At 39.8% G+C, this 20,490-nt stretch carries 20 protein-coding genes; 9 read left to right on the top strand and 11 right to left on the bottom strand.

All coding sequences use genetic code 11. The features are described from left to right. Positions 1 to 11: 11 nt before the first annotated feature. The 10 genes from AC106S_RS22655 to AC106S_RS22610 all read right to left on the bottom strand — a co-directional run bounded on the left by AC106S_RS22655 (position 12) and on the right by AC106S_RS22610 (position 10,621). Positions 12 to 242 carry a hypothetical protein gene (locus AC106S_RS22655; protein ID WP_482442134.1) on the bottom strand — a complete coding sequence of 77 codons (231 nt, stop codon included), beginning with the start codon at positions 240 to 242 and terminating at the stop codon, positions 12 to 14. Between the two features lie 138 nt (positions 243 to 380). Then, entirely contained in the window at positions 381 to 1,271 is an 891-nt protein-coding gene (locus AC106S_RS22650; RefSeq protein ID WP_482442132.1) for a DUF72 domain-containing protein, read from the bottom strand. Positions 1,272 to 1,369: 98 nt separating this feature from the next. Beyond that, positions 1,370 to 3,511, bottom strand: coding sequence for a T9SS type A sorting domain-containing protein (locus AC106S_RS22645; RefSeq protein ID WP_482442131.1), 2,142 nt, complete (start codon positions 3,509 to 3,511; stop codon positions 1,370 to 1,372). Positions 3,512 to 4,147: 636 nt separating this feature from the next. After that, positions 4,148 to 4,348: a helix-turn-helix transcriptional regulator gene (locus tag AC106S_RS22640; RefSeq protein ID WP_482442130.1), complete on the bottom strand. Its 201-nt coding sequence runs from the start codon at positions 4,346 to 4,348 to the stop codon at positions 4,148 to 4,150. Beyond that, positions 4,345 to 4,800, bottom strand: coding sequence for a hypothetical protein (locus AC106S_RS22635; protein WP_482442128.1), 456 nt, complete (start codon positions 4,798 to 4,800; stop codon positions 4,345 to 4,347). Before AC106S_RS22635 ends, AC106S_RS22640 begins: the two co-directional genes overlap by 4 nt. Before the next feature lie 128 nt (positions 4,801 to 4,928). After that, positions 4,929 to 6,497, bottom strand: a complete 1,569-nt coding sequence (locus AC106S_RS22630; protein ID WP_482442126.1) for a hypothetical protein — start codon at positions 6,495 to 6,497, stop codon at positions 4,929 to 4,931. Between the two features lie 6 nt (positions 6,498 to 6,503). After that, a complete protein-coding gene (locus AC106S_RS22625; RefSeq protein WP_482442125.1) occupies positions 6,504 to 7,076 on the bottom strand; it encodes a hypothetical protein in 573 nt (190 codons plus the stop codon). Between the two features lie 459 nt (positions 7,077 to 7,535). Further along, positions 7,536 to 9,203, bottom strand: a complete 1,668-nt coding sequence (locus AC106S_RS22620) for a ribonucleoside-diphosphate reductase subunit alpha (protein ID WP_309428346.1) — start codon at positions 9,201 to 9,203, stop codon at positions 7,536 to 7,538. 44 nt (positions 9,204 to 9,247) lie between these two features. Then, a complete protein-coding gene (locus tag AC106S_RS22615; RefSeq protein ID WP_482442124.1) occupies positions 9,248 to 9,535 on the bottom strand; it encodes a hypothetical protein in 288 nt (95 codons plus the stop codon). A 111-nt stretch (positions 9,536 to 9,646) separates the two neighbouring features. After that, positions 9,647 to 10,621 carry a ribonucleotide-diphosphate reductase subunit beta gene (locus AC106S_RS22610; RefSeq protein WP_482442123.1) on the bottom strand — a complete coding sequence of 325 codons (975 nt, stop codon included), beginning with the start codon at positions 10,619 to 10,621 and terminating at the stop codon, positions 9,647 to 9,649. 426 nt (positions 10,622 to 11,047) lie between these two features. Between AC106S_RS22610 and AC106S_RS22605 the strand changes: the two genes are divergently transcribed. From AC106S_RS22605 to AC106S_RS22580, 6 genes are all read left to right on the top strand, one after another. Then, entirely contained in the window at positions 11,048 to 11,737 is a 690-nt protein-coding gene (locus AC106S_RS22605; protein ID WP_482442122.1) for an ABC transporter ATP-binding protein, read from the top strand. Between the two features lie 96 nt (positions 11,738 to 11,833). After that, positions 11,834 to 13,063, top strand: coding sequence for an ABC transporter permease (locus AC106S_RS22600; RefSeq protein WP_482442120.1), 1,230 nt, complete (start codon positions 11,834 to 11,836; stop codon positions 13,061 to 13,063). Positions 13,064 to 13,109: 46 nt separating this feature from the next. Continuing rightward, positions 13,110 to 14,381, top strand: coding sequence for an ABC transporter permease (locus AC106S_RS22595; RefSeq protein WP_482442119.1), 1,272 nt, complete (start codon positions 13,110 to 13,112; stop codon positions 14,379 to 14,381). Between the two features lie 99 nt (positions 14,382 to 14,480). Further along, complete coding sequence (locus tag AC106S_RS22590; RefSeq protein ID WP_482442118.1) at positions 14,481 to 15,674, top strand: efflux RND transporter periplasmic adaptor subunit; 1,194 nt, start codon at positions 14,481 to 14,483, stop codon at positions 15,672 to 15,674. 301 nt (positions 15,675 to 15,975) lie between these two features. Further along, positions 15,976 to 16,377, top strand: coding sequence for a hypothetical protein (locus tag AC106S_RS22585; protein ID WP_482442117.1), 402 nt, complete (start codon positions 15,976 to 15,978; stop codon positions 16,375 to 16,377). A 10-nt stretch (positions 16,378 to 16,387) separates the two neighbouring features. Next, a complete protein-coding gene (locus AC106S_RS22580) occupies positions 16,388 to 17,926 on the top strand; it encodes a glycosyltransferase family 39 protein (protein WP_482442116.1) in 1,539 nt (512 codons plus the stop codon). A gap of 135 nt (positions 17,927 to 18,061) precedes the next feature. Here the strand turns inward: AC106S_RS22580 and AC106S_RS22575 are convergent, their stop codons facing one another. Then, positions 18,062 to 18,445: a Fur family transcriptional regulator gene (locus tag AC106S_RS22575; RefSeq protein ID WP_482442114.1), complete on the bottom strand. Its 384-nt coding sequence runs from the start codon at positions 18,443 to 18,445 to the stop codon at positions 18,062 to 18,064. 107 nt (positions 18,446 to 18,552) lie between these two features. Between AC106S_RS22575 and AC106S_RS22570 the strand changes: the two genes are divergently transcribed. The 3 genes from AC106S_RS22570 (at position 18,553) to AC106S_RS22560 (ending at position 20,476) form a co-directional block, all read left to right on the top strand. Beyond that, entirely contained in the window at positions 18,553 to 19,452 is a 900-nt protein-coding gene (locus AC106S_RS22570) for an NAD(P)/FAD-dependent oxidoreductase (RefSeq protein ID WP_482442113.1), read from the top strand. Between the two features lie 166 nt (positions 19,453 to 19,618). Then, positions 19,619 to 19,945, top strand: a complete 327-nt coding sequence (locus AC106S_RS22565; protein ID WP_482442111.1) for an ArsR/SmtB family transcription factor — start codon at positions 19,619 to 19,621, stop codon at positions 19,943 to 19,945. Between the two features lie 57 nt (positions 19,946 to 20,002). Continuing rightward, the gene (locus tag AC106S_RS22560; RefSeq protein ID WP_482442109.1) at positions 20,003 to 20,476 is read left to right on the top strand and encodes a DUF6428 family protein; all 474 of its coding nucleotides are present in this window, start codon (positions 20,003 to 20,005) and stop codon (positions 20,474 to 20,476) included. The last annotated feature ends 14 nt before the right edge of the window (positions 20,477 to 20,490 follow it).

The following is a 20,490-nucleotide window of genomic DNA, read 5'->3' as shown; positions in this document are numbered from 1 at the left end:
CTCATATAGAATCAGGGATAGTCCAGAATAAGCATAACCTGTTCCTTGTGTTCTTCAGGACAGCTCCTGATCAGTTTATCTTTATTCTGCTTGCTGATCTGCCGGGCTTCCAGCCACTCGGTCTGGTTTGAACTCAAACTGTGATTATCAAAAACCCTTTTTATTTTATGATCTTCGTAGAAAGTGTATTCATCGCCCAGCCAATTGCTGGCAATGCTGATGGTGCAAATTTTTTTTTCCATGACATTTCGTATTTTAAAATATACTCCGTTCTATGGGGAACATCGGTATACCCTAAAATACTAATTTTTTTAATATAAATAGGTGTTTTTGGGATATTTTATTTTTATAAGATTGTTTTCTGATGTAAATTTTATTTATTAAAAAAGTGTACCCGTACCTTCAGCGGCCATATGGGGAATATGCAGATCTGTTTTCCAGGCTTCATTCATTTTTTTGATGAAGTAAGCAGACAGCAGAGGGGAGGCTTTTTCCACATTCTGATGAACGAAAAAATACAGGTTCTGAAGACCCTCTTTTTTCCACCGGGTTAAGTGTTCCATCCAGTCATCCAGCCGGTTATAATCACTTTCGGCATTGGCTCCCACATAGCGGATGAAAGCGTTCGGAGTCGTCAGGCGCATATGGAGCATATCTCTTCTTCCTGCGGTATCTACAATGATGTTGGTGATGTTGTGGGCTTCAAAAAGCTCGCAGGTGGTATTTAAGATCTCTTCATCGGTAAACCATTCGGTATTGCGGAGCTCAATAGCCAGAGGAACTTCTTTCGGCCAGTCTTTTACGAACTTTTCCAGCCTGTCATAATCTTTCGGTTTAAAATTATCATGTAGCTGAAGAAATGCCATTCCCAGTTTTTCATCGAAATTCATAACGGCCTGGGCAAAATGGGTTACCGGTTCAGTTACATCAATCAGTCTTCTGAAATGAGAGACAGTATTGGTGATTTTTGGGAAAAATTTAAAATTTTCGGGAGTTTTTTCTTTCCAGGTCTGTACCTGCTCCGGGGTAGGCATTCCGTAGAATGTAGCATTCAGTTCAATAGAGTTGAACTGAGTGGCGTAATACGTCAGTTCATCTTTAGTCCCTTTGGGATAAAATCCTTTCAGATCGGTTTTATTCCACTTGGCACATCCCACGGAAACCGTATCCAGTCCGTTGGTATTGCGGCTTAAAATATCTTTGGTTCTCGGGTGGTCTTTGGGTAATGTGAAATCTATTTTTGAAGGATCTTCTACTTGTCCGAATTTCATATCTTTAGTTTTAAAACATTAAACAATAAACACAAATATAAACCAAAAAAATCATAGAAGGTTCTATGATTTTCTTGCTGAAATACGATTGCAAATGATTAGTTTTTGATCACTTTCTCCGAAAACTGTCCGGTTTCTGTGGTTATTCTGAAAAGATAAACAGCACTCGGATACGCTGAAAGGTCAATGTCGATGCGTTCCTTATTGAAATTCCTGTTAAAAATTACCGCTCCCTGTGAGCTGATGATCGTTACATTCTTTACAGGAGCATCATATCTGATCTGTACTATGTCTTTTGCCGGATTGGGAGAGATTTTTACGGTTCCCTCGGTGGCTTTTGATTCTCTGTTGGCTAAAAAGCTTCCGCAATTCGTAGTAAAATTAATGTCCGGATACATTGCCTGTACTTCACTCAGCTGGGCATCATCCACACATATTGACAGATTCGGGTTGTAGCCGGAGTAATCGTGAGAATCTTCTATGGAACCGTTTCTTAAATTCACATGGGTGAGGTCGCGCATATTCATGAGACTGAGTCCTTCCAGGTGAGATGAGCCGGAAAAATTAAGCTGGGTAATCTTTGGGCAATTCACGAAGCCCGGATTTTTCAGATTGATATTCGTTGAAGTATCTACTCCTGTCAATACAGGCAGTGAGGCCAGGAAAAGGGATTCCAGATTGCTGTTATCGGTGATATTCAGAGATGTCAGCAGATCGAGCTGTGTAAGTTCCAGTGACTGTAATGCTGTACAGTCTTTGGTATCCAGAGACGATATCCTGGTATAGTTGATGGATATATCTTTAAATCCGGTACATTGTTTAAGGTTAATTTCCTCCAGATTCGGGAATGCACCGTCGTCATAATTATAATTAATAGACAGTTTTTGCAGGCCGGGGCAGTTCTCCAGATCCAGCTTTCTCAGATCACTGTTGTTTTTAAACTTGAAATTCGTCAGGGCAACACAGTTTTTAGCGATAATATTCTGCAGATCTGCATTACCCTGAGTGTTTGTGGTTTCCGTACGGTCTGTTTTCAGAGTATGGAGATGGGAGAGGTTGCTTACGTTTACCGTATTCATATAACCACAGGAGTTTGTTATATCAATATTTTCCAGGGTTTGTGCGGTACTGAAATTGATGTTATGGGCTATTTTCTGATTAGAGGCTTTTAAAATTCTGAGCCTGGGAAGCCCGGAAAGATTTAAAGAAGTTACTTTTCCGAAATAGACCCCTGTTGTTGTATTGTAAACATACCTGTTATAAAAAGAACAGTCCAGTTCTTCCAGGTTGATTAATCCTGCAGAGCTGAAATCGATGACAGGAGCGTTCAGTCCCATGATTTTCTTTAAGGAAGTACAGCCGTTGAGGTTCACTGAAGTAAAATAGGACCCTGTAGAATGATAATGATCGGTATCTGCTTTAATTTCCTCCAGGGCCGTGCAGTTATTGGCAATTAACTGAATATTTTGGGGAGTTATTTCGGTTGTTCCCAGAACTGAAATTCTGGTCAGCGTATTCAGATTGGGGACTGTTATTTTTTTCAGATACCTGCAGGAATTGAATGTAAGGGTCCTGATATTTGAATTCTGAATAGATATTTCTTCAAGATCCGCCGAATTGATTACCGCATCGGGGTTAATCTGCTGACAGTTTTTAAGGGTTAAGGTATTTTCAGGGGCTATCCACGGGCTGGAATTGGAAGGAAAAGCAATGACGTCAGCAATATCGCTGATCCCGGAACAGTTATCGAATGAAAGGTTTATTGCAGCAGGAGTTTGCGGTACGGGCTGTGTGAAATCGTAATAAAAAGGTCTTCCCTGTACTTTTCTGATCTTTGTATTGTTGGCAAAACTGATATTGGCGGTTTTTACATCCCGGAAGTACAATTCTTCAAGATTAGGGAAAAGAAGGGCATCGGAAATCCCGTCCGGTAGATGGCTGGTATAATAGCTTTGCTTTATATTGTCCGGATCATAAGTGTTTCCAGCCGGGTCAATATACATCTGGGTCTGATCCATCCTTAAGTTCAGTATTTTTACCTGCTGGGCTTCTGATAGCTGGATTTCACCATCATTGTTAGCATCAATGGCTATGGAGTTTCCGTTAAAATCTTTTACAATTGCGTTGGCGGGAGAAGAACTTAAAAGCAGGGCTTTGAATTTTACATCAGAAAAGTTCAGGTTCTGTGCGTAAGTGACAGAGAATGCACCTACCGATAAGGTAAGAAATAGCTTTTTCATATTTGAGTTTTTTAATTATTAGTTATCAGATTATATCCCGGTTTTCACCATCTGTAATTTAATGGTGTAAATATACTGTTTCTATTTTAAATCCATTGATTTTTAGCTGTTTATAGAATAAAATCTATATAAAATTTAACTGAAAAAGATGTATTGTGTTAAATTTTTTAATCATTTGTTGAAATAATTGGATTGTTATTTATTGGTAAAAACAACAGTTAGCCTTTAGCGGGAGATCCAAACCTATAACTTCAAAACACCGGGATTTCCTTACCCTATTGATCAGTTCGCGTCAAGATTCCAGACTCAGCTGGGAGTACGATATAATTTTTAATAATTAATCTTTCATTTTTTACTTATAATTTATTCATAGCCCGGATTTTTTTCGTCGGGCTTTTTTACCAGCTTTCAATTACAAAACCACAGAAAAGGATCTGTGGTTTTGTTTCAGCAATATAATTTGACTTCAGTTCAGGATAAGAATATCTGATAGATGCAGGTTTGAAGATGGAAGAGGGAAACAATGAAAGTCATTAAGAGTAAATATGGATCAGATTTTATTTAATTTGATTTTCCGGTCTCCTTCTTCGCCTTTTTATTTATAATTTCTTAAGCCTGACTGAGGTTAATTCAAGATCAGTCATCATTTTCCAGTTCAAAAATATCTTCTACTTTTTTGTTGAAGTATCTTGCGATTTTCAAAGCAAGAACTGTTGAGGGGCTGTATTTTCCGGATTCCATTGCGTTAATGGTCTGCCTGGATACGCCTATTTCTCTGGCCAGTTCTTCCTGAGTAACATTCTTTAAGGCTCTTTCTATCTTAATGGTATTTTTCATCCTTTAATCAGTAAATAATTAAACCTGAAAATGTAAAGAATCAACGGTAGGAATATAATGAGGATCATCACAGTAAGGAAAGCACTTCCAAAGACAGTCAGAAATAAGATCAGGATAAGGGAGTACGTGGTGATGAGGCTCCAGAATACCGATCTCAGACGCAGGCTGGATATGTATTCATCTTCGGTCTTTTCTTCTGAAAATCCAATCAGGATACCACCAATGATAATTAATATTCCAAACAGATTGGGAAAGAGCGCTATCTCTGTTTTTTTAAAAAGACCTGCATCCTCATTGCTTAAAGGAAATCCTGAATTATAGAAAACAGGTAAAGAAACTTCAGGAAAGCTGAAAATATGGGTAAGTGATAATATGCCCAATACCAGGGATGGAATAAAGATCAGCCACCCTGTTTTTTTGAATCTGTTAGGTAAAAGAGGTAATGTTTTCATATAAATTAGTTTTTTTATTGACTACAAATGTAAAGAATATTTTACGAAATGTAAAGTTTATTTTACATTATAGGACAAAATAAAGCTGCGGACAAAATCTGCAGCCTTTTTTATGGTGAATTTGTGTTTTATTTGATACCCTGTGTTACCATTTTGTTTGAAATAACAGAATAGATGCATCCCGATGTTTTCAGGTTAACCGTAATAGTTGCAGGAATAGATCTGTATGCGGTATCTCCGTAAGGTTCCACGATCTTTCCGTTGCTGTCTTTTAAGGTTTTTCCTTTAATGGAATAAGTCATTGTAGCAGTTCCGGTAAATCCGCCTGAAGGACTGAATGTGACTATACCTGTGGATTTGTTATAGCTCCATGTTCCCTCCGGTGTTACTTTTTTCCGGTACAGCGTGAGATCTGTTTCATTATTTTTAGTAAAACTGAAGGTGGAATAATCGATATTGTTTTTGCTTCCTACGGGTGGTGTCACAATGCTGATCGGACCTTTGTATGCTATATCGTTATCAAAAACCGGAATAGAAACCGGCTGGGATTTACAGGTTGATGCAACATCATCACTGGCTACTGCCGAATAGGGAAGTGTAAGTTTTACATTCCTGATAACATGTTCCTGGTACGCGGCCCCTGTTGAAGCAGCAAAACCTAACTTCAGGAATGCCGGAACAGTTGCATTCAGGGTCTGATTAGTTGCGGCTCCCTCTGTATCTGAGTTATTAAAATCACTTGTCTGCGGATTGGCATTCTCGGTGTAAGGCACTGAAGAGGGGTAATGGTAATAATTAATCACATTAACGGGTATTCCGTTCTGTGCCGTCTGGATATCCACTTTTATGTCAAACCCGTCCGTAGTGGCAGGACTTGTGAAATGTGGGATCAGATCAAGGTATACTTTCCTGAATTCTCCGTTGTTGTTTCTGAGCTCGAAAAGAGATGAAAGTGTATTGGTAGTAGCTGCATAACTTCTGTCTGTCCGAAGTATTCTGCCTACATTTCCTGAGTTACTTAAAGTTGTGCGGGTTGTCAGAACCGGATAGCCTGTATATCCGTCTCCTAAACCGGTAGTATTTATAGCAGCTCCTTTTGCTCCTCTCAATGTTATATGGCTAGCTCCCGTTGCCCAGGTTACTCCCGTGATTCCGTTTACTCTGGCATCTCCCTGAAAACGTTTGGATTTGAAGTTTCCGAATTCATCCAGAGCAATACCCAGGTAAGCTCCGGTAAGCCCGGCTTTACGTCGGGAAGCAAATAACTCTCTTGTTCTGTTGTAAGCATATCCAAGTCCGGCACCCGGCGATCCGATAACGGGGTTGGTTACAGAGCCGTCATAAAGAAAGAATGAGAGACCGTCTCCATAAACTCCGTTTAATGATGTCCCGTTTTTCATATCATATTCAAATTCAACATGAAGCCCGTTGACCGATGTGAAGGTTCTTCCATTAATAAATAATCCCCCGAACTGTCCTGTACTGGCCGGAGTGAGCCGTATTCCTGTTGAAGTATGTGATGCATTGCCCTGGATGCTGAGTTCAGATGCCGCAGAAGCATTCATCAGCGAATTTGAGTATGAATAGAATCCATAGATGCTGGCTACTTCCGTGCTGTCTGCCTGTGCGTAGGTGAAATAGGGCAGCAGTGTGAAGAACAGACTTATCAGGAACAGTCTTTTACAATTCTTTTCCATGGCTGTTTATTTTACAACAAAAACAATATTGATGAAAGAGGCCGGGGTAGCATTCGACAGGATATCATAGTTCAGCACGCCGGTGCTGCTGATGCTGTTGATTTTGAATACGGCCGGATCGTAGCCAGTTACATAGTAATAAAGATCAGCAGCATCCGGAAAGAAAGGGATCGAAGCCGGGGCTGAAGTACTTCTGGCATTGGCTGCAACATTTGAAAACTGATTTTTGTATAAGTTATACAGGTCTTTTGTCTGCCCGGTAGCTGCTGTTGTGGTATCAAAAACTACGCTGGGCATATAGAAAAATCTGGACGCATAAGGAGAAAGGCATACCCAGTCAGGGGTTGTGGGTGTTCCCACATTCTGGCTGATACACTTTTTATTATTGTCAAAAATGACAAGTCCTGTTGCGGGATTGGTCACTGATGTAAGGGAAACGATTCTGGGAAGAAGAATTCCTTTTGAAGTGCTGTTAACATCTAAAGCCGCACTTTGGTCAGGTGTAGAGGTGTTAATACCCACCTGGGCAGTAATGGAGTAAAAGGCCATTACCAAAACTAAGGTAATAATTTTGTGCATGTCGAAATATTTTTTTTTGTGTTTTGATCTTAACGGTAATCTGGAACCGATAAGATATTAATGATCTGAAGATTGTGTTATGTCTTCTCTTGTAAGTATAATAGGGATTTAAATTTTATTTGTGTTTATTTTTTATGATTAACCAAAATTTAATTATGTTAAATAATTGATTTTAATATTATTGCGGTTCAGAAATTTTATTATTTTTTTCTATAATTAAATTATTGTGATGATAGACAAATGTAAATAAAATTATGATATGGCGATAGTATTATTCCTTAAATAGGAAAATTTGATTCACCTGTCAGAGAATGGACGTTGATTATTCTCAGTATTGGTACATGGTTGAAGATTTATTTAATAAAAATATAAAGTATGTTAAAATATGTTAAATTTTATATATCATAAAAAAGCACGCTGAACAGCGTGCTTTTTTATGTAAATGTTTGGTATTGTGAATTATGCTTCACAGGAAGAACAGGATACGAAGTTCACCATCATTTCTTTCGAAACGGAAGAACTTCTCTGGTAGTAAAGTGTTTTTACTCCTTTTTTCCATGCCTCAATATAAAGATAGTTAACATCTTTTACCGGCATTGTAGACGGAATCTGAAGGTTCAGAGACTGTGCCTGGTCTATGTATTGCTGTCTTTGCGCAGCCTGGGAGATGATCTCCATCGGAGAGATTTCCTTGAATGTTTTGAATACTGCTTTTTCTTCGTCAGTAAGTTCAGACAGGTGCTGTACAGAACCGTGATTCAGCATGATGGTTCTCCATGTTTCTTCGTTATCCAGACCTTTTTCTTCCAGTAATTTTGCCAGGTATTTGTTCTTACGCATAAAGTTTCCTTTCGCGAGACCTGCTTTATAATAATTGGAAGCAAAAGGTTCGATTCCCGGAGAAGTCTGTCCCAAGATTGCAGAACTTGAAGTGGTAGGAGCAATAGCCATAGTTGTGGTGTTTCTTAAACCGTATCCTTTCAGTAATTCCGGTTCACCGTATATGTTGGCCAATTCTCTTGAAGCCTGCTCTGCCTGTTCTTTGATGTGTCTGAAAGCTCTTGCATTGAATTGAGTCGCTTCAAAACTCTCAAACGGGATCATATTTTTCTGTAAATAGGAGTGGTATCCCAGTACCCCCAGCCCAAGTGCTCTGTGACGTAAAGCAAAGTTTCTGGCTCCCTGCAGGTAATAGTTTCCTTCTGTTTTTTCGATAAATTCAGTTAAAACAGCATCCAGGAAGTACACGGCAAGCTTCACCGCATCCGTATCTTTCCACTCGTCATAGAGTTCTAGGTTCATAGAAGACAGACAGCAGATGAAAGATTCTTCTCTGGTAGAAGGAAGCATGATCTCGGAACAAAGGTTACTTGCGTTCACCGGCATGCCCAGATCTTTATAAACCTGAGGTTTATTTCTGTTGACGTTATCGGTAAAGAAAATATAAGGAAGACCTTTCTGCTGACGGCTTTCCAGAACCCGTGCCCAGATTTTACGTTTATCCATATCCCCATCAATCATGTCCTGCATCCAGTAATCCGGAACACAGATTCCTGTGAACAGGTTCTGGATCGGGCTTCCGATATCTTTGATGGATAAAAATTCTTCAATATCCCCGTGATCAATATCAAGATAGGCAGCAAAAGCCCCTCTTCTTACACCGCCCTGGGAGACTACATCCATAGCGGTATCAAATAATTTCATGAAAGAAACAGCTCCCGAAGACTTACCGTTATCCGTTACTGCGGTACCTCGGTTACGAAGTTCTCCGAAATATCCTGAAGTTCCTCCTCCGATTTTCGTCTGCATGATCACTTCACCCATTTTGTGGGTAATGCCTTCAATGCTGTCCGGAATGTGAACGTTGAAACATGAAATAGGAAGACCTCTCTGTGTTCCCATATTGGCCCATACAGGAGAGGAGAAACTGATCCATCCTTTCGTGATCATTTCTTTGAAAGCTGGCTGTAATTCCGGCTTATATAGTTTTTTAGCAGCTGCAGTGGTAATTCTGTCAATAGCTCCTTCTACTGTTTCTCCTTTCAGCAGGTATCCTCTGTTCAGCATCTGCTCAGACTCTTCGTTGAGCCACCAGATATTTGAATTTTGCTCTTCCATAGATGTTATATTTTCGAATTCCGGAGTACGGTGTATACTCCGGAATTTTGTTGTTATATTGATTGTAAAATTTCTACTTTATGGGACCCGTTCAGTCCGCTTTCATCCCTTAATCTCTGAAATTCTTTAAAAGACGGGATGTTTAAAACCTCATGCTGAACCTCTTCATTGATGTAATTGGAATAGTGTACAAAGGTAACACCGTCTTGTTTTACATACACCTTATATTCAAATGTTTCCTGGTTCAGATTCTGAAAATCATCCAGGAACTTCCGGATGTTGGCTTTATTTTCTGAAACAAATTCAGGATTTACGGTGTAGGTTACCATTACATTGATCATCTGCTGTGCGTTTGGATGTTGTGCTTTTATTTTGAGAAAAAGGATTCCCAGAATAGTGTCGCTGATACTAACTGTTCCGACGCTCGCTTCGCTCGCGCCTCGTTTTATTCCTTAAAACAGATCGTTGGCGGTGATACTCTTATCGTGTTTTGTGTAATCAACCGGTCTTTTGGCGAAGAAATCGTCCATAGAATTGGCAAAAACCTCTTCTTCGAACCATTTCATCGGGCGGTACTGTTCAGGAGAAACGTTGTAGCGGGTATCCATGTTGATTTTCTTCAGACTGTCGTCTACACGGTATTTCATGAAGTTCAGAAGATCTTCTCTTGAGAAAACGCTTAGTTCTCCAAGTTCAAAGATCCAGTCCAGGATTTCTCCTTCCAGTTCGATAGACTGGTCTACCAGAGTATAGATGTCTTCAATATCTGAGTCGGTAAGAAGGTCCGGCTGTTCTTCGCGGATCTTGTTGATCAGATAGATTCCTGCGTTGGCGTGGATCTGCTCGTCTACGGAAGTCCATGCAATGATATTGGAAACGTTTTTCATGTATCCTTTGAATCTTGTGAAAGAAAGGATGATGGCAAACTGTGAGAAAAGCGATACGTTTTCTATCAGGATACTGAAGAGTAAAAGAGATGATACGTATTCTTTCGGAGTGGTAGAGTTGGCATGTTTCAGAACATTCGACAGGAAGTCGATTCTCTTTTTTACAGCCGGGATCTCGATAACGTTAAGGAACTCTTCATTGTAGCCCAACACTTCCAGCAAACGGGAATATGCTTCGGAATGGCGGAATTCGCATTCTGCAAAAGTAGCTCCAAGTCCGTTGAATTCAGGTTTCGGAAGGTGATTGTACAGGTTTCCCCAGAATGTCTTTACAGACACCTCGATCTGTGCAATAGCTAAAAGAGCGTTTTTCACAGCATTTTTTTCGTGCGGTTCAAGTTGCGAATGAAAATCCTGAACATCTGCAGTAAAATCTACTTCCGAATGTACCCAGAACGATTTGTTGATCGCTTCTACAAATTGAAGAACCTCAGGGTATTCAAATGGCTTGTAACTTACTCTTTTATCAAAAATTCCCATATTAAAATATCTTTAAAATTAAATAATTTACATCACTGTGGATAACGTTGATACAACAGTTAACTTTCTGTGTATTTGGTGCTTATGTTTTAAAGTTATTCACTTTAATAAGCGTCAGTTTCTTGTAAAGAACTAAGTACAAAGTTCGAAAAAAAGAACTGATTCTGAAAGCCCTAAATACTAATTGGCTGACTTTTAACCCTAAAAGTTTTCCACATTTACATGAAAGTAGCACAGATAATGGCTTAGACAGGGTTATCACCAAAAAATATATGGAAATCTGAAGTTACAGTTAAACAATATTTTGTAATCAACTATGAATAAAGGTTTAATTTGTTAAACAATAAAATATTTGAATAAATTCAGGTTCTTGTAACAAATTGAAAATATCATCTACTTATTGGGTATAAAATCATAGATCACTCAATGTTAGTAATTCAGGATTTACATAAATCATACGACACCGGAAAAAGTAAGCTTCATGTTCTCAAGGGAATCAATCTCAATATTTCTGAAGGCGAATTTGTTTCTATTATGGGAAGTTCCGGTTCCGGGAAGTCCACACTTCTTAATATCATCGGAATTCTGGATGAGAAAGATTCAGGCACCTATGAGCTGGATGGTGTTCCGATCGAACATTTATCTGAAGTAAAAGCCGCCGAATACAGAAGTAAATTCCTGGGTTTTATTTTCCAGTCTTTCAACCTGATCGGCTATAAGACCGCTTTGGAAAATGTAGCGCTTCCGCTGTATTATCAGAATGTTCCCAGAAAAGAACGCAATCAGAAGGCTCTGGAATATCTGGAAAAAGTAAGTCTTGCCCAATGGGCCAATCACCTTCCCAATGAACTTTCCGGAGGGCAGAAGCAAAGGGTAGCGATCGCCCGGGCTTTGATTACAGATCCTAAAGTTGTTCTGGCAGATGAGCCTACCGGAGCACTGGATTCCAAAACGACCCACGATATCATGAAACTGCTTCAGGATATTAATAATGAAGGGAAAACCATTATTGTGGTAACCCACGAACCTGACGTAGCGGCACAAACCAAAAGAAACGTTGTACTGAAAGACGGAATTATAGAGAGTGATGAGTTTATAAAGCAGATCGTTTTATAGAGTGGGCTGATTTGAAAATTTGAAAATGAGATAATTTGAAAATTGAAAGACTGTCTTTCAATTCTTTGAATTTTCAATCTTTAATACTTATAAAAAATGTTTGACCTAGATCGTTGGCAGGAAATATTCAGTTCTATCCGAAGTAATGTACTCCGGACGGTGCTTTCGGGGTTTACGGTAGCTTTGGGACTGTTTATCTTTATCGTACTGTTCGGAATTGGAAAAGGATTGCAGAATGCCTTTACACAGGGATTTGCGAGGGATGCCCAAAACCTGATTACTATTTACACAGGAAAAACCACAGTGGCTTATAGAGGCCTTCAGTCGGACAGAAATGTAACGATGGATAATGACGATTACGATTTCCTGGTTAATACCGATAAAGATAAAGTAGAGGATGCCAGCCCGAGATATACGGCCAGTATGATGGTGAAGTACGGTAAAGAAAGCGGAATGTACCAGATAAACGGTGCGGAGCCGGGAGAACAGATCATTGAAAACAGAAAAGTTATAGAAGGACGTTATCTGACTCCGATGGATCTGAACAGGAAACAGAATATTGCAGTAATCGGAAGAATGGTGCAGAGAGACCTTATCAAAAACGGAAGTCCGGTGGGGAAAGATCTCGATATCAACGGAACCATGTTCAAAGTGGTAGGTGTATTTTCTGATGATGGCGGGGACAGGGACGAAAGACATATTACGGTTCCTATTACCACCCTTCAGCAGATGAAGAAAGGCTCAGATACCGTCAATACGATATATATTGCCTACAACGAAAAGCTGACTCCTCAGGAAGCGATTAAATACGGAGATGAACTGAAAGACAAGCTTAAATCAAGAAAAAATGTCTCTCCTGATGATGAAAACGGAGTGGGCGTATGGAATAATGCCAAGAATATGGAAGGAACTTTCCAGTTTATGTTTGTACTTACAGTCATTGTAGGATTCATCGGAATGGGAACACTGCTTGCCGGGATCATCGGGATCAGTAATATCATGGTGTATATCGTGAAGGAAAGAACCAAAGAGATCGGTGTACGTAAAGCGATCGGAGCCAAACCGGGAAGCATTGTAGGACTGATCGTGCAGGAAAGTGTTGTGATTACCGTAATTTCAGGTATTGTAGGAGTTGGTGTGGGGGTTCTGACCCTTAGCTTGCTGGGAGACAGTCTGGAAGAATTCTTCATTGTAAATCCGAGTGTAGGTATGGCAGAAATTATTATGGCTTTTATAGCATTGGTTTTCTCCGGATTTGTTGCAGGATTTGTGCCGGCGTACAGAGCTTCAAAGATCAAACCGATCGAAGCATTGAGAACCGAGTAAAAGTAATTGGGATAGTAAAGAAAATATAAAAATACAACTCAGAGAAGTGAATATTTTATTTAAAAAAGACACCTGGCAGGAAATTTATTATTCATTGAGAAATAATAAGCTCCGGACCTTCCTTACCATGATTGGTGTGGGTTGGGGAATGTTTTTATATGTGAGCCTTCTTGGAGCGGCAAAAGGAATGGAAAACGGTTTTGACAAACTGTTCTCAGGATTTGCTACCAATTCCATTTTCCTGTTTGCAGGAAATACCTCCATTCCCTATGATGGGTTTCCGAAAGGACGGCAGCTTCACCTGAAGCTGTCTGATATGGATATGCTGAAACAGAAAGTTCCCGCAATAGATTACATTTCGCCGCAGAATTCCAGGGGAAGTTTTACCGGAACTCCGGGAGAGCTGATGTCAAGAAACGGGAAAAAAGCAACCTATGGCCTTACGGGAGACTATCCGGTAGGAAATAAAATTTCTGAAAAGAAACTTATTTTCGGACGTTACATTAACGATGCCGATGTGATGGGTAATAAAAATGTTGTGGTAATCGGGGAAGAAATCTATAAAAATCTATTCGATTCCAAGAAAAATGAGAATCCTATCGGGAAACCGATTAATATAAAAGGAATGTTCTTTAATGTGATCGGGGTGTTCCGTGTGAAAAAAGGAGGAGGTTTTGAAAGCGATCAGAGTGCATATATTCCACTTTCTACCTATACCAAAATGTATAATGCCGGAGAACAGATCGATCTGTTTGCTATTGTAGGCAAGCCAACGGCAGACCTGGGTATTGTAGAGGAAGAAGTGAAACAGGTATTGAAAGATAAAAATAAAGTATCTCCCGAAGATACCAATGCCTTTATGAGCTTCAATATCGGGAAAGAATTTAAAAAACTGACGGGCTTCCTTACCGGAATGCAGCTTCTCACTATTATCGTGGGAACCCTTACCATCCTGGCAGGAGTGATTGCGATCTCCAATATCCTTCTGATCACGGTAAAAGAAAGAACCAAAGAAATCGGAATACGGAGAGCCTTAGGTGCAAAACCCGCTGAAGTAAGAAACCAGATCCTGCTGGAAAGTGTTGTCATTACCCTGTCATCGGGGCTGCTGGGATTCATGTTCGGGATTTTTGTTCTCATCATTCTTAATATGGCAACCCAGAACCAGGATACCTTCCCGTTCTATAACCCGACGGTTAATTATGGAAACGTATTCAGTGCCATGACCGTAATGGTGATCCTGGGATTGATTATCGGAATGATCCCGGCACAGAGAGCGGTAAAAATCAGACCGATTGAAGCATTGAGGACGGAGTAATCATCATTTGAAAATAAAAAATGAAAATTTTAAATGCTAATCAGGTATTTTAATTTTCAACCTTTTAAACCATTAAATAGTAAAAAATAAACTAGGTATATGAAAAAGAAATTCACTTTGAAAAAAGCCATTTATATTGTACTGGGGCTTTTATTTGCAGTGGCATTGTTCTCAGGGATCGGGTATCTTGTAAAATCCAATTCCCAGCAGGCTGAAGCCTTCCTTACCAGGAAACCTGTCATTCAGGATATGGAAGACAAGGTAATGGCGACAGGTAAAATTGTTCCGAAAGAAGAAATTGAGATCAAACCGAATATTGCAGGGATCATCGATAAAATTCTGGTAGATGAAGGCGATAAAGTAGTGGCAGGACAGCTGATCGCTACCGTTAGAATTATCCCTAATATCGCTGATGTGAACAACGCACAGCAGGAAGTCGTTAATTCTCAGCTTCAGATCAATAATGCCAGGTTGAATGTTGACAATATGCAGAAACAGTTTGCAATGCAGGAAAAGCTGTACAAACAGGGAGTTGCCTCAAAGCAGGAATATCTGAATTCCCAGCAGCAGCTTTATTCCCAGCAGCAGACTCTGAAAAATGCCCAACAGCAGCTTGTAACCGCTGAAAAGAGATTACAGATCGTAAAAACCGGTGCTACTCCTGAGCTTCAGGGGCTGGCAACTACCCAGATCCGTTCCAAAGCTTCAGGAACCGTACTTGAAGTTCCTGTAAAAGTAGGAAGCCAGGTAATTGAGGCTAACTCATTCAACGCAGGGACTACCATCTGCTCCATTGCAGACCTGAATTCACTGATCTTCCAGGGAGATATAGATGAAGCACAGGCCGGAAAATTGAAGCAGGGAATGGATATGAAGATCGTGATCGGTGCATTGCAGAACAAAACATTTCCGGGTAAGCTTACCATGATTGCCCCAAAAGGGAAAGACAACAGCGGAACCATCAAGTTCCCGGTGGAAGGAGATGTAAGAAACCCGAATAACGAATATATCAGAGCCGGATTCTCTGCCAACGGAGAAATTGTACTGAAATCTGAGAAAAACGCCCTTTTACTGGATGAATCCCTTATTCAGTATGAGAAGATCAAAGGGAAAGATTCTCCTTTTGTAGAAGTGAAGCAGAAAGACGGCAAATTCAAAAAAGTCTATGTAAAGCTGGGAGCCAGTGACGGAATCAACGTACAGATCCTTTCCGGAATCGACAAAAATGCCGAAGTGAAAGTATGGAACCCTTCCGATAAAGACAAAGAAGAGCTTAAAGAGAAGAAAAAATAGTAAACGACATTATATAGTTACACAATGAAATCCTGGGAAACTTGCTCAGGATTTTTTTATTGGAAAGAGTTTTTTAACCGTTTCCAACAGGCTGTTTTTCTGAAAACTAATCAATATATTTGAATTCAAAATTAAAACCATGTGCAGGTACGCAGGAAAAGGCTATAAAATTCATTACGCTTGTTTTAAATGCAGAAAATCATTTAAACGGCCGGATTTTTATGATATTTTTAAAAGAATAAAAAAAGAAAATCTATATCATGCTCCTGACGGCAGTGTGAGAAAAATCGGGCATCTTTTTATGAAAGCTAAAAAAGAAGAGCTGGATTTACTGATAAAGGAAATAGAATCAAGGCCTGTAAAATGCCCGGAATGCGGCAGCATCATGGCGGATCTGGGGAGAGAATTTAAAGCCCCTAAAAAAGCAGCGGTCAAAGAATGGGAAATCATAGAAGGTCTTTTCAGGACAGGGAAAATATTCCATACCTGCGGTTGCTACGGGATCGGCTATATTCCAAAGAATCCGAAAGATTACGAACAGTATTTAAGGAATATCCTGAGTGAATACCAACAACAGATAACCGCATGTCAGGACAGAACGATTGAAGAATGTCCTGATAAATCGGATGCAGTTAAGTATTGGAGTGAAAAGATTGCTGGTATAAAGGCAGAAATGAACCTTCAGAAATTTGAAATATTTTAAATAACCGTCTATGAAGAAAAATTACCCTGTTCTCTGTTTATTTATCATTGTCAAATTCACCCTGCAGTATACATTAATCAGTCCTGAATATGAACTGCACCGGGACGAATATCTGCACATTGACCAGGGAAATCATCTGGCATGGGGATACCTTTCCGTACCGCCTGTGAATTCATGGCTGGCCTGGCTGATCAAAATATTGGGAGGATCTTTTTTCTGGGTGAAATTTTTTCCGGCTTTATTCGGAGCCCTGACGATCGCTGTCGTGTGGAAAATCATAGAGGAGCTGAAGGGAAATCTGTATGCCGGAATATTAGCCTCCACGGGGATCTTACTGTCTGTATTTCTCCGGATGAATATGCTTTTTCAGCCGACGTCCCTTGAAGTGCTGTTATGGACAATGCTTTATTACGTCCTGATCAGGTATTTTAATTCTGAAAAAGTAAAATGGCTATACATCGGCGCAGTGATTTTCGGAATTGGCTTCCTGAATAAATATAATATTGCCTTTTCCGTGCTGGGGATTATTCCGGCTTTACTGCTGACCCGGCAGAGAACCGTTTTTCTTCAGCCTCATCTCTACGGAGCTGCACTGCTGTCCCTTGCTGTCATCACTCCCAACCTGTTGTGGCAGTATCATAATAACTTTCCTGTCATCCACCATATGAAGGAACTTTCAGAAACACAGCTGGTGAATGTAAGCCGTATGGAGTTTTTAAAATCCCAGCTGCTTTTCTTCATCGGATCTGTTTTTGTGATCCTGGCCGGGCTGTATGCTTTGCTGTTTTATAAACCGTTTGAAAAATTCAGATTCTTCTTCTGGGCCTATGTATTCACAATTGGATTGTTTCTGTTTTTCAGGGCAAAAGATTATTATGCAGCCGGGCTTTATCCTGCATTTATAGCATTCGGGGCTGTTTATCTGGCTTACCTTCTTGCAGATGGCTGGAAAAAAGCACTCAAACCTGTCAGCGTGCTGATTCCTGTTTTTCTGTTTATCCCTTTATACCAGGTAGCATTTCCCAATAAAAGTCCGGAATATATCATTCATCATCCGGACCGGTATAAAAAACTGGGGCTTCTTCGCTGGGAAGACGGAAAAGATCATCCGCTGCCACAGGATTTTGCCGATATGCTGGGCTGGAAAGAACTGGCAGAGAAAACAGATAAAGAATATGCACGGCTTTCGAAATCCGGGAAAACCCTTGTTCTCTGTGACAATTACGGGCAGGCCGGAGCTGTTAATTATTATTCAAAACAGAACATACAGGCGGTTTCCTTTAATGCAGATTATGTCAACTGGTTCGATCTCAGTAAGCGGTATGATCATCTGATCAGGATCAAAAATCAGTCTTCAGATAATGACGAACTTAAAGAAACAGGACCTTACTTTGAAATTTCCGGAAAAGCAGATTCCATTGTTAACCCGTTTGCAAGAGAAAAAGGAACCGTGATTTTCAGCTTTGAAAATGCAAAAACAGATATCAGGGACAGGCTCCGTGATGAAATAAATGAAGTAAAAGGAGAGTATTCAGAAAGCAGAAACTGAAAGGTGCAGGCTGCTCTCAGATAATGACTTTTGAAAGTCTTATAAAACTTTAGTCCAGCTTCTGTTTTTCTTTAGCCCATCTTAAAGCTTAAACAGATCTTAAAGGTTCAGAAACAATAAATTCAGGCATAAAGATTATTTTGATAAAGAACATTCCGGGCAGTAGCCGGAGATGATCCCATTAAAATTCACAGGCTGATAACCTTCCGGCATTTTAATACCCACCTCTTCCGGCATACATTCTATTGTTCCGCACTGGAGGCATCTGAAATGAAAATGACTGTGTTTATGATGCTTTCCCGAACACCCGCGGCAGGGCGCAAAATAAGATTTTCCGTCATCGCTTATTACTTTATGCACGATACCGTCTTCACAGAAACTGTTCAGGATCCTGTAAATCGTAGCCCGGTCTATTTCACTCCCTAATTCTTTCTGTAAAATATCATGGCTTACCGCTGATTTTGAATCTTTTAATGAATTCAGGATCAGTTGTTTTGTTTTGGTATTCCGCTTATTCATAAGACAAAGATATGAAATTTTATTGCGACATTGTTGCATTAATGGAATTTTGATTTAACTTTGTACACACAAACAGATACTTAAATCACTATTAAAACTCAATTACAATGGAGAATAAAATCTTTGATGTTATCATTATAGGAGGGAGCTACGCCGGATTGTCAGCAGGAATGGCATTAGGAAGATCACTGAGAAATATACTGATCATAGATAACGGTAAACCCTGCAACAGACAGACTCCGCACTCACACAACTTCATAACCCATGATGGTAAGACACCGAAAGAAATAGCTGCATTGGCCAGGGAGCAGGTTGAGAAGTACAGCACGGTAAAATTTCATGAAGGAACGGTCATAAAGATCAGCAGAAACGGAGATTTCAGTATTGAGACCCGGGAAGGGAAGAACTTTCATGCTAAAAAACTGATTCTTGCATCAGGGGTAAAAGATATGATGCCGGATATTCCCGGTTTTGCAGAGTGCTGGGGAATTTCTGTTCTGCACTGTCCGTACTGCCACGGGTATGAAGTGAGAAATAAAGCTACCGGAATTCTTGCGGACGGAGATATGGCTTACGACTTTACAAAACTGGTATACAATCTTACGAAAGATCTTTCTTTATTCACCAACGGGAAGTCTGTACTTTCAGGAGAGCAAAAGGAAAAACTGGCTGAGAATAAGATTTCCCTGATTGAAGATCAGGTTGAAAGCATTGCCCATGAAAACGGATATATCAGAAAAATAATCTTTAAAACCGGTAAAGAAATTTCCCTGAACGCCCTGTATGCCAAAATACCTTTTACACAGAACGTTGATGTTTCGGAGCTTGGCTGTGAACTGACAGAACAGGGATTTATTAAGGTTGATTTTCTGCAGAAGACCAATATTCCCGGGCTTTTTGCCTGTGGAGATAATGTTACCATGATGAGGTCTGTGGCCAATGCCATTGCACAGGGAAATTTTACAGGAGCAATGGTGAATAAGGAACTTACTGAAGAAGAGTTTTAACCGGATGCAGGATGGAAGAACTGATCAGGTGAATATAAATCTGAAACCTGTTTTGCTTCTGTTTCATCTTATTCATATGTTTTACATAAGCTTCAAATGATTAATATTCATAAAAAATTTTGCTGGATAATTTTAATATCGTAATATTGCGATATAATTATAGACTATGGGAGCTACCAAAACAGATTTCTTTACCGACGAACAAAATAAACTGGCCGTTATTGCAAAGGCACTCGGACATCCGGCAAGAATAGCCATTATTGAATACCTTCTCAAAGTAAACGAATGCATCTGCGGAGATATCGTTAATGAGCTGCCTCTTGCCCAGCCTACTGTTTCCCAGCATCTGAAGGAATTGAAAAATGCCGGACTGATTAAAGGAAGTATTGAAGGAAATTCAATATGCTACTGTATTGATGAAAAATCTTTTGAAATCCTGAATACTTATTTTTCAAACATCATCGTAGCAGTTAAGGAGCAGAACTGCTGCTAAAATTTTTTATATCCAAATATCGTAATATTGCATTATAACAATTAAAATAAATACTGTATGAAATTATCAGAGATTAAAAAGATTTTGCCGGCGTTGGAAAATGTAGAATTCCAACTGGAAAACGGAACATTTGTACCCGGACATTTTCATGTGACAGAAGTGGGAATCGTTACAAAAAGATTTATCGACTGTGGTGGAACCATCAGAAAAGAAGAACGGGTAAATTTTCAGCTTTGGGATGCCGATGATTATGAGCACAGGCTTAAACCTGGAAAATTGCTGGATATTATCCGTCTTTCTGAAGATAAACTGGGAATAGGGGATTTTGAAATTGAAGTCGAATATCAGGAAAATACCATTGGCAGATTTGATCTGGAATTCAACGGGAAAAATTTTGTTCTGAAAAATAAACTTACCGCCTGCCTGGCAGAAGATTCGTGCGGGATTCCGCCACAGAAGCAAAAGCTGGATCTCAATACATTAAACAACAGGGGGAATTCGTGCTGTTCTCCGGAATCAGGCTGCTGTTGATACCATTGAATAAA

The organism is Chryseobacterium sp. FR054 (assembly GCF_056844565.1).
Note: the sequence above shows the minus strand (reverse complement) of the source record. Positions and strands in the feature narration are given on the sequence as shown.

Excerpts from the sequence above, each read along its gene's own strand:
- AC106S_RS22610 (WP_482442123.1), bottom strand. The coding sequence starts at position 10,621 with ATGGGAATTTTTGATAAAAGAGTAAGTTACAAGCCATTTGAATACCCT.
- AC106S_RS22630 (WP_482442126.1), bottom strand. The coding sequence starts at position 6,497 with ATGGAAAAGAATTGTAAAAGACTGTTCCTGATAAGTCTGTTCTTCACA.
- AC106S_RS22650 (WP_482442132.1), bottom strand. The coding sequence starts at position 1,271 with ATGAAATTCGGACAAGTAGAAGATCCTTCAAAAATAGATTTCACATTA.
- AC106S_RS22645 (WP_482442131.1), bottom strand. The coding sequence starts at position 3,511 with ATGAAAAAGCTATTTCTTACCTTATCGGTAGGTGCATTCTCTGTCACT.
- AC106S_RS22625 (WP_482442125.1), bottom strand. The coding sequence starts at position 7,076 with ATGCACAAAATTATTACCTTAGTTTTGGTAATGGCCTTTTACTCCATT.
- AC106S_RS22655 (WP_482442134.1), bottom strand. The coding sequence starts at position 242 with ATGGAAAAAAAAATTTGCACCATCAGCATTGCCAGCAATTGGCTGGGC.
- AC106S_RS22575 (WP_482442114.1), bottom strand. The coding sequence starts at position 18,445 with ATGAATAAGCGGAATACCAAAACAAAACAACTGATCCTGAATTCATTA.
- AC106S_RS22585 (WP_482442117.1), top strand. The coding sequence starts at position 15,976 with ATGAAAGCTAAAAAAGAAGAGCTGGATTTACTGATAAAGGAAATAGAA.
- AC106S_RS22605 (WP_482442122.1), top strand. The coding sequence starts at position 11,048 with ATGTTAGTAATTCAGGATTTACATAAATCATACGACACCGGAAAAAGT.
- AC106S_RS22580 (WP_482442116.1), top strand. The coding sequence starts at position 16,388 with ATGAAGAAAAATTACCCTGTTCTCTGTTTATTTATCATTGTCAAATTC.
- AC106S_RS22640 (WP_482442130.1), bottom strand. The coding sequence starts at position 4,348 with ATGAAAAATACCATTAAGATAGAAAGAGCCTTAAAGAATGTTACTCAG.
- AC106S_RS22615 (WP_482442124.1), bottom strand. The coding sequence starts at position 9,535 with ATGATCAATGTAATGGTAACCTACACCGTAAATCCTGAATTTGTTTCA.
- AC106S_RS22570 (WP_482442113.1), top strand. The coding sequence starts at position 18,553 with ATGGAGAATAAAATCTTTGATGTTATCATTATAGGAGGGAGCTACGCC.
- AC106S_RS22600 (WP_482442120.1), top strand. The coding sequence starts at position 11,834 with ATGTTTGACCTAGATCGTTGGCAGGAAATATTCAGTTCTATCCGAAGT.
- AC106S_RS22635 (WP_482442128.1), bottom strand. The coding sequence starts at position 4,800 with ATGAAAACATTACCTCTTTTACCTAACAGATTCAAAAAAACAGGGTGG.
- AC106S_RS22590 (WP_482442118.1), top strand. The coding sequence starts at position 14,481 with ATGAAAAAGAAATTCACTTTGAAAAAAGCCATTTATATTGTACTGGGG.
- AC106S_RS22565 (WP_482442111.1), top strand. The coding sequence starts at position 19,619 with ATGGGAGCTACCAAAACAGATTTCTTTACCGACGAACAAAATAAACTG.
- AC106S_RS22560 (WP_482442109.1), top strand. The coding sequence starts at position 20,003 with ATGAAATTATCAGAGATTAAAAAGATTTTGCCGGCGTTGGAAAATGTA.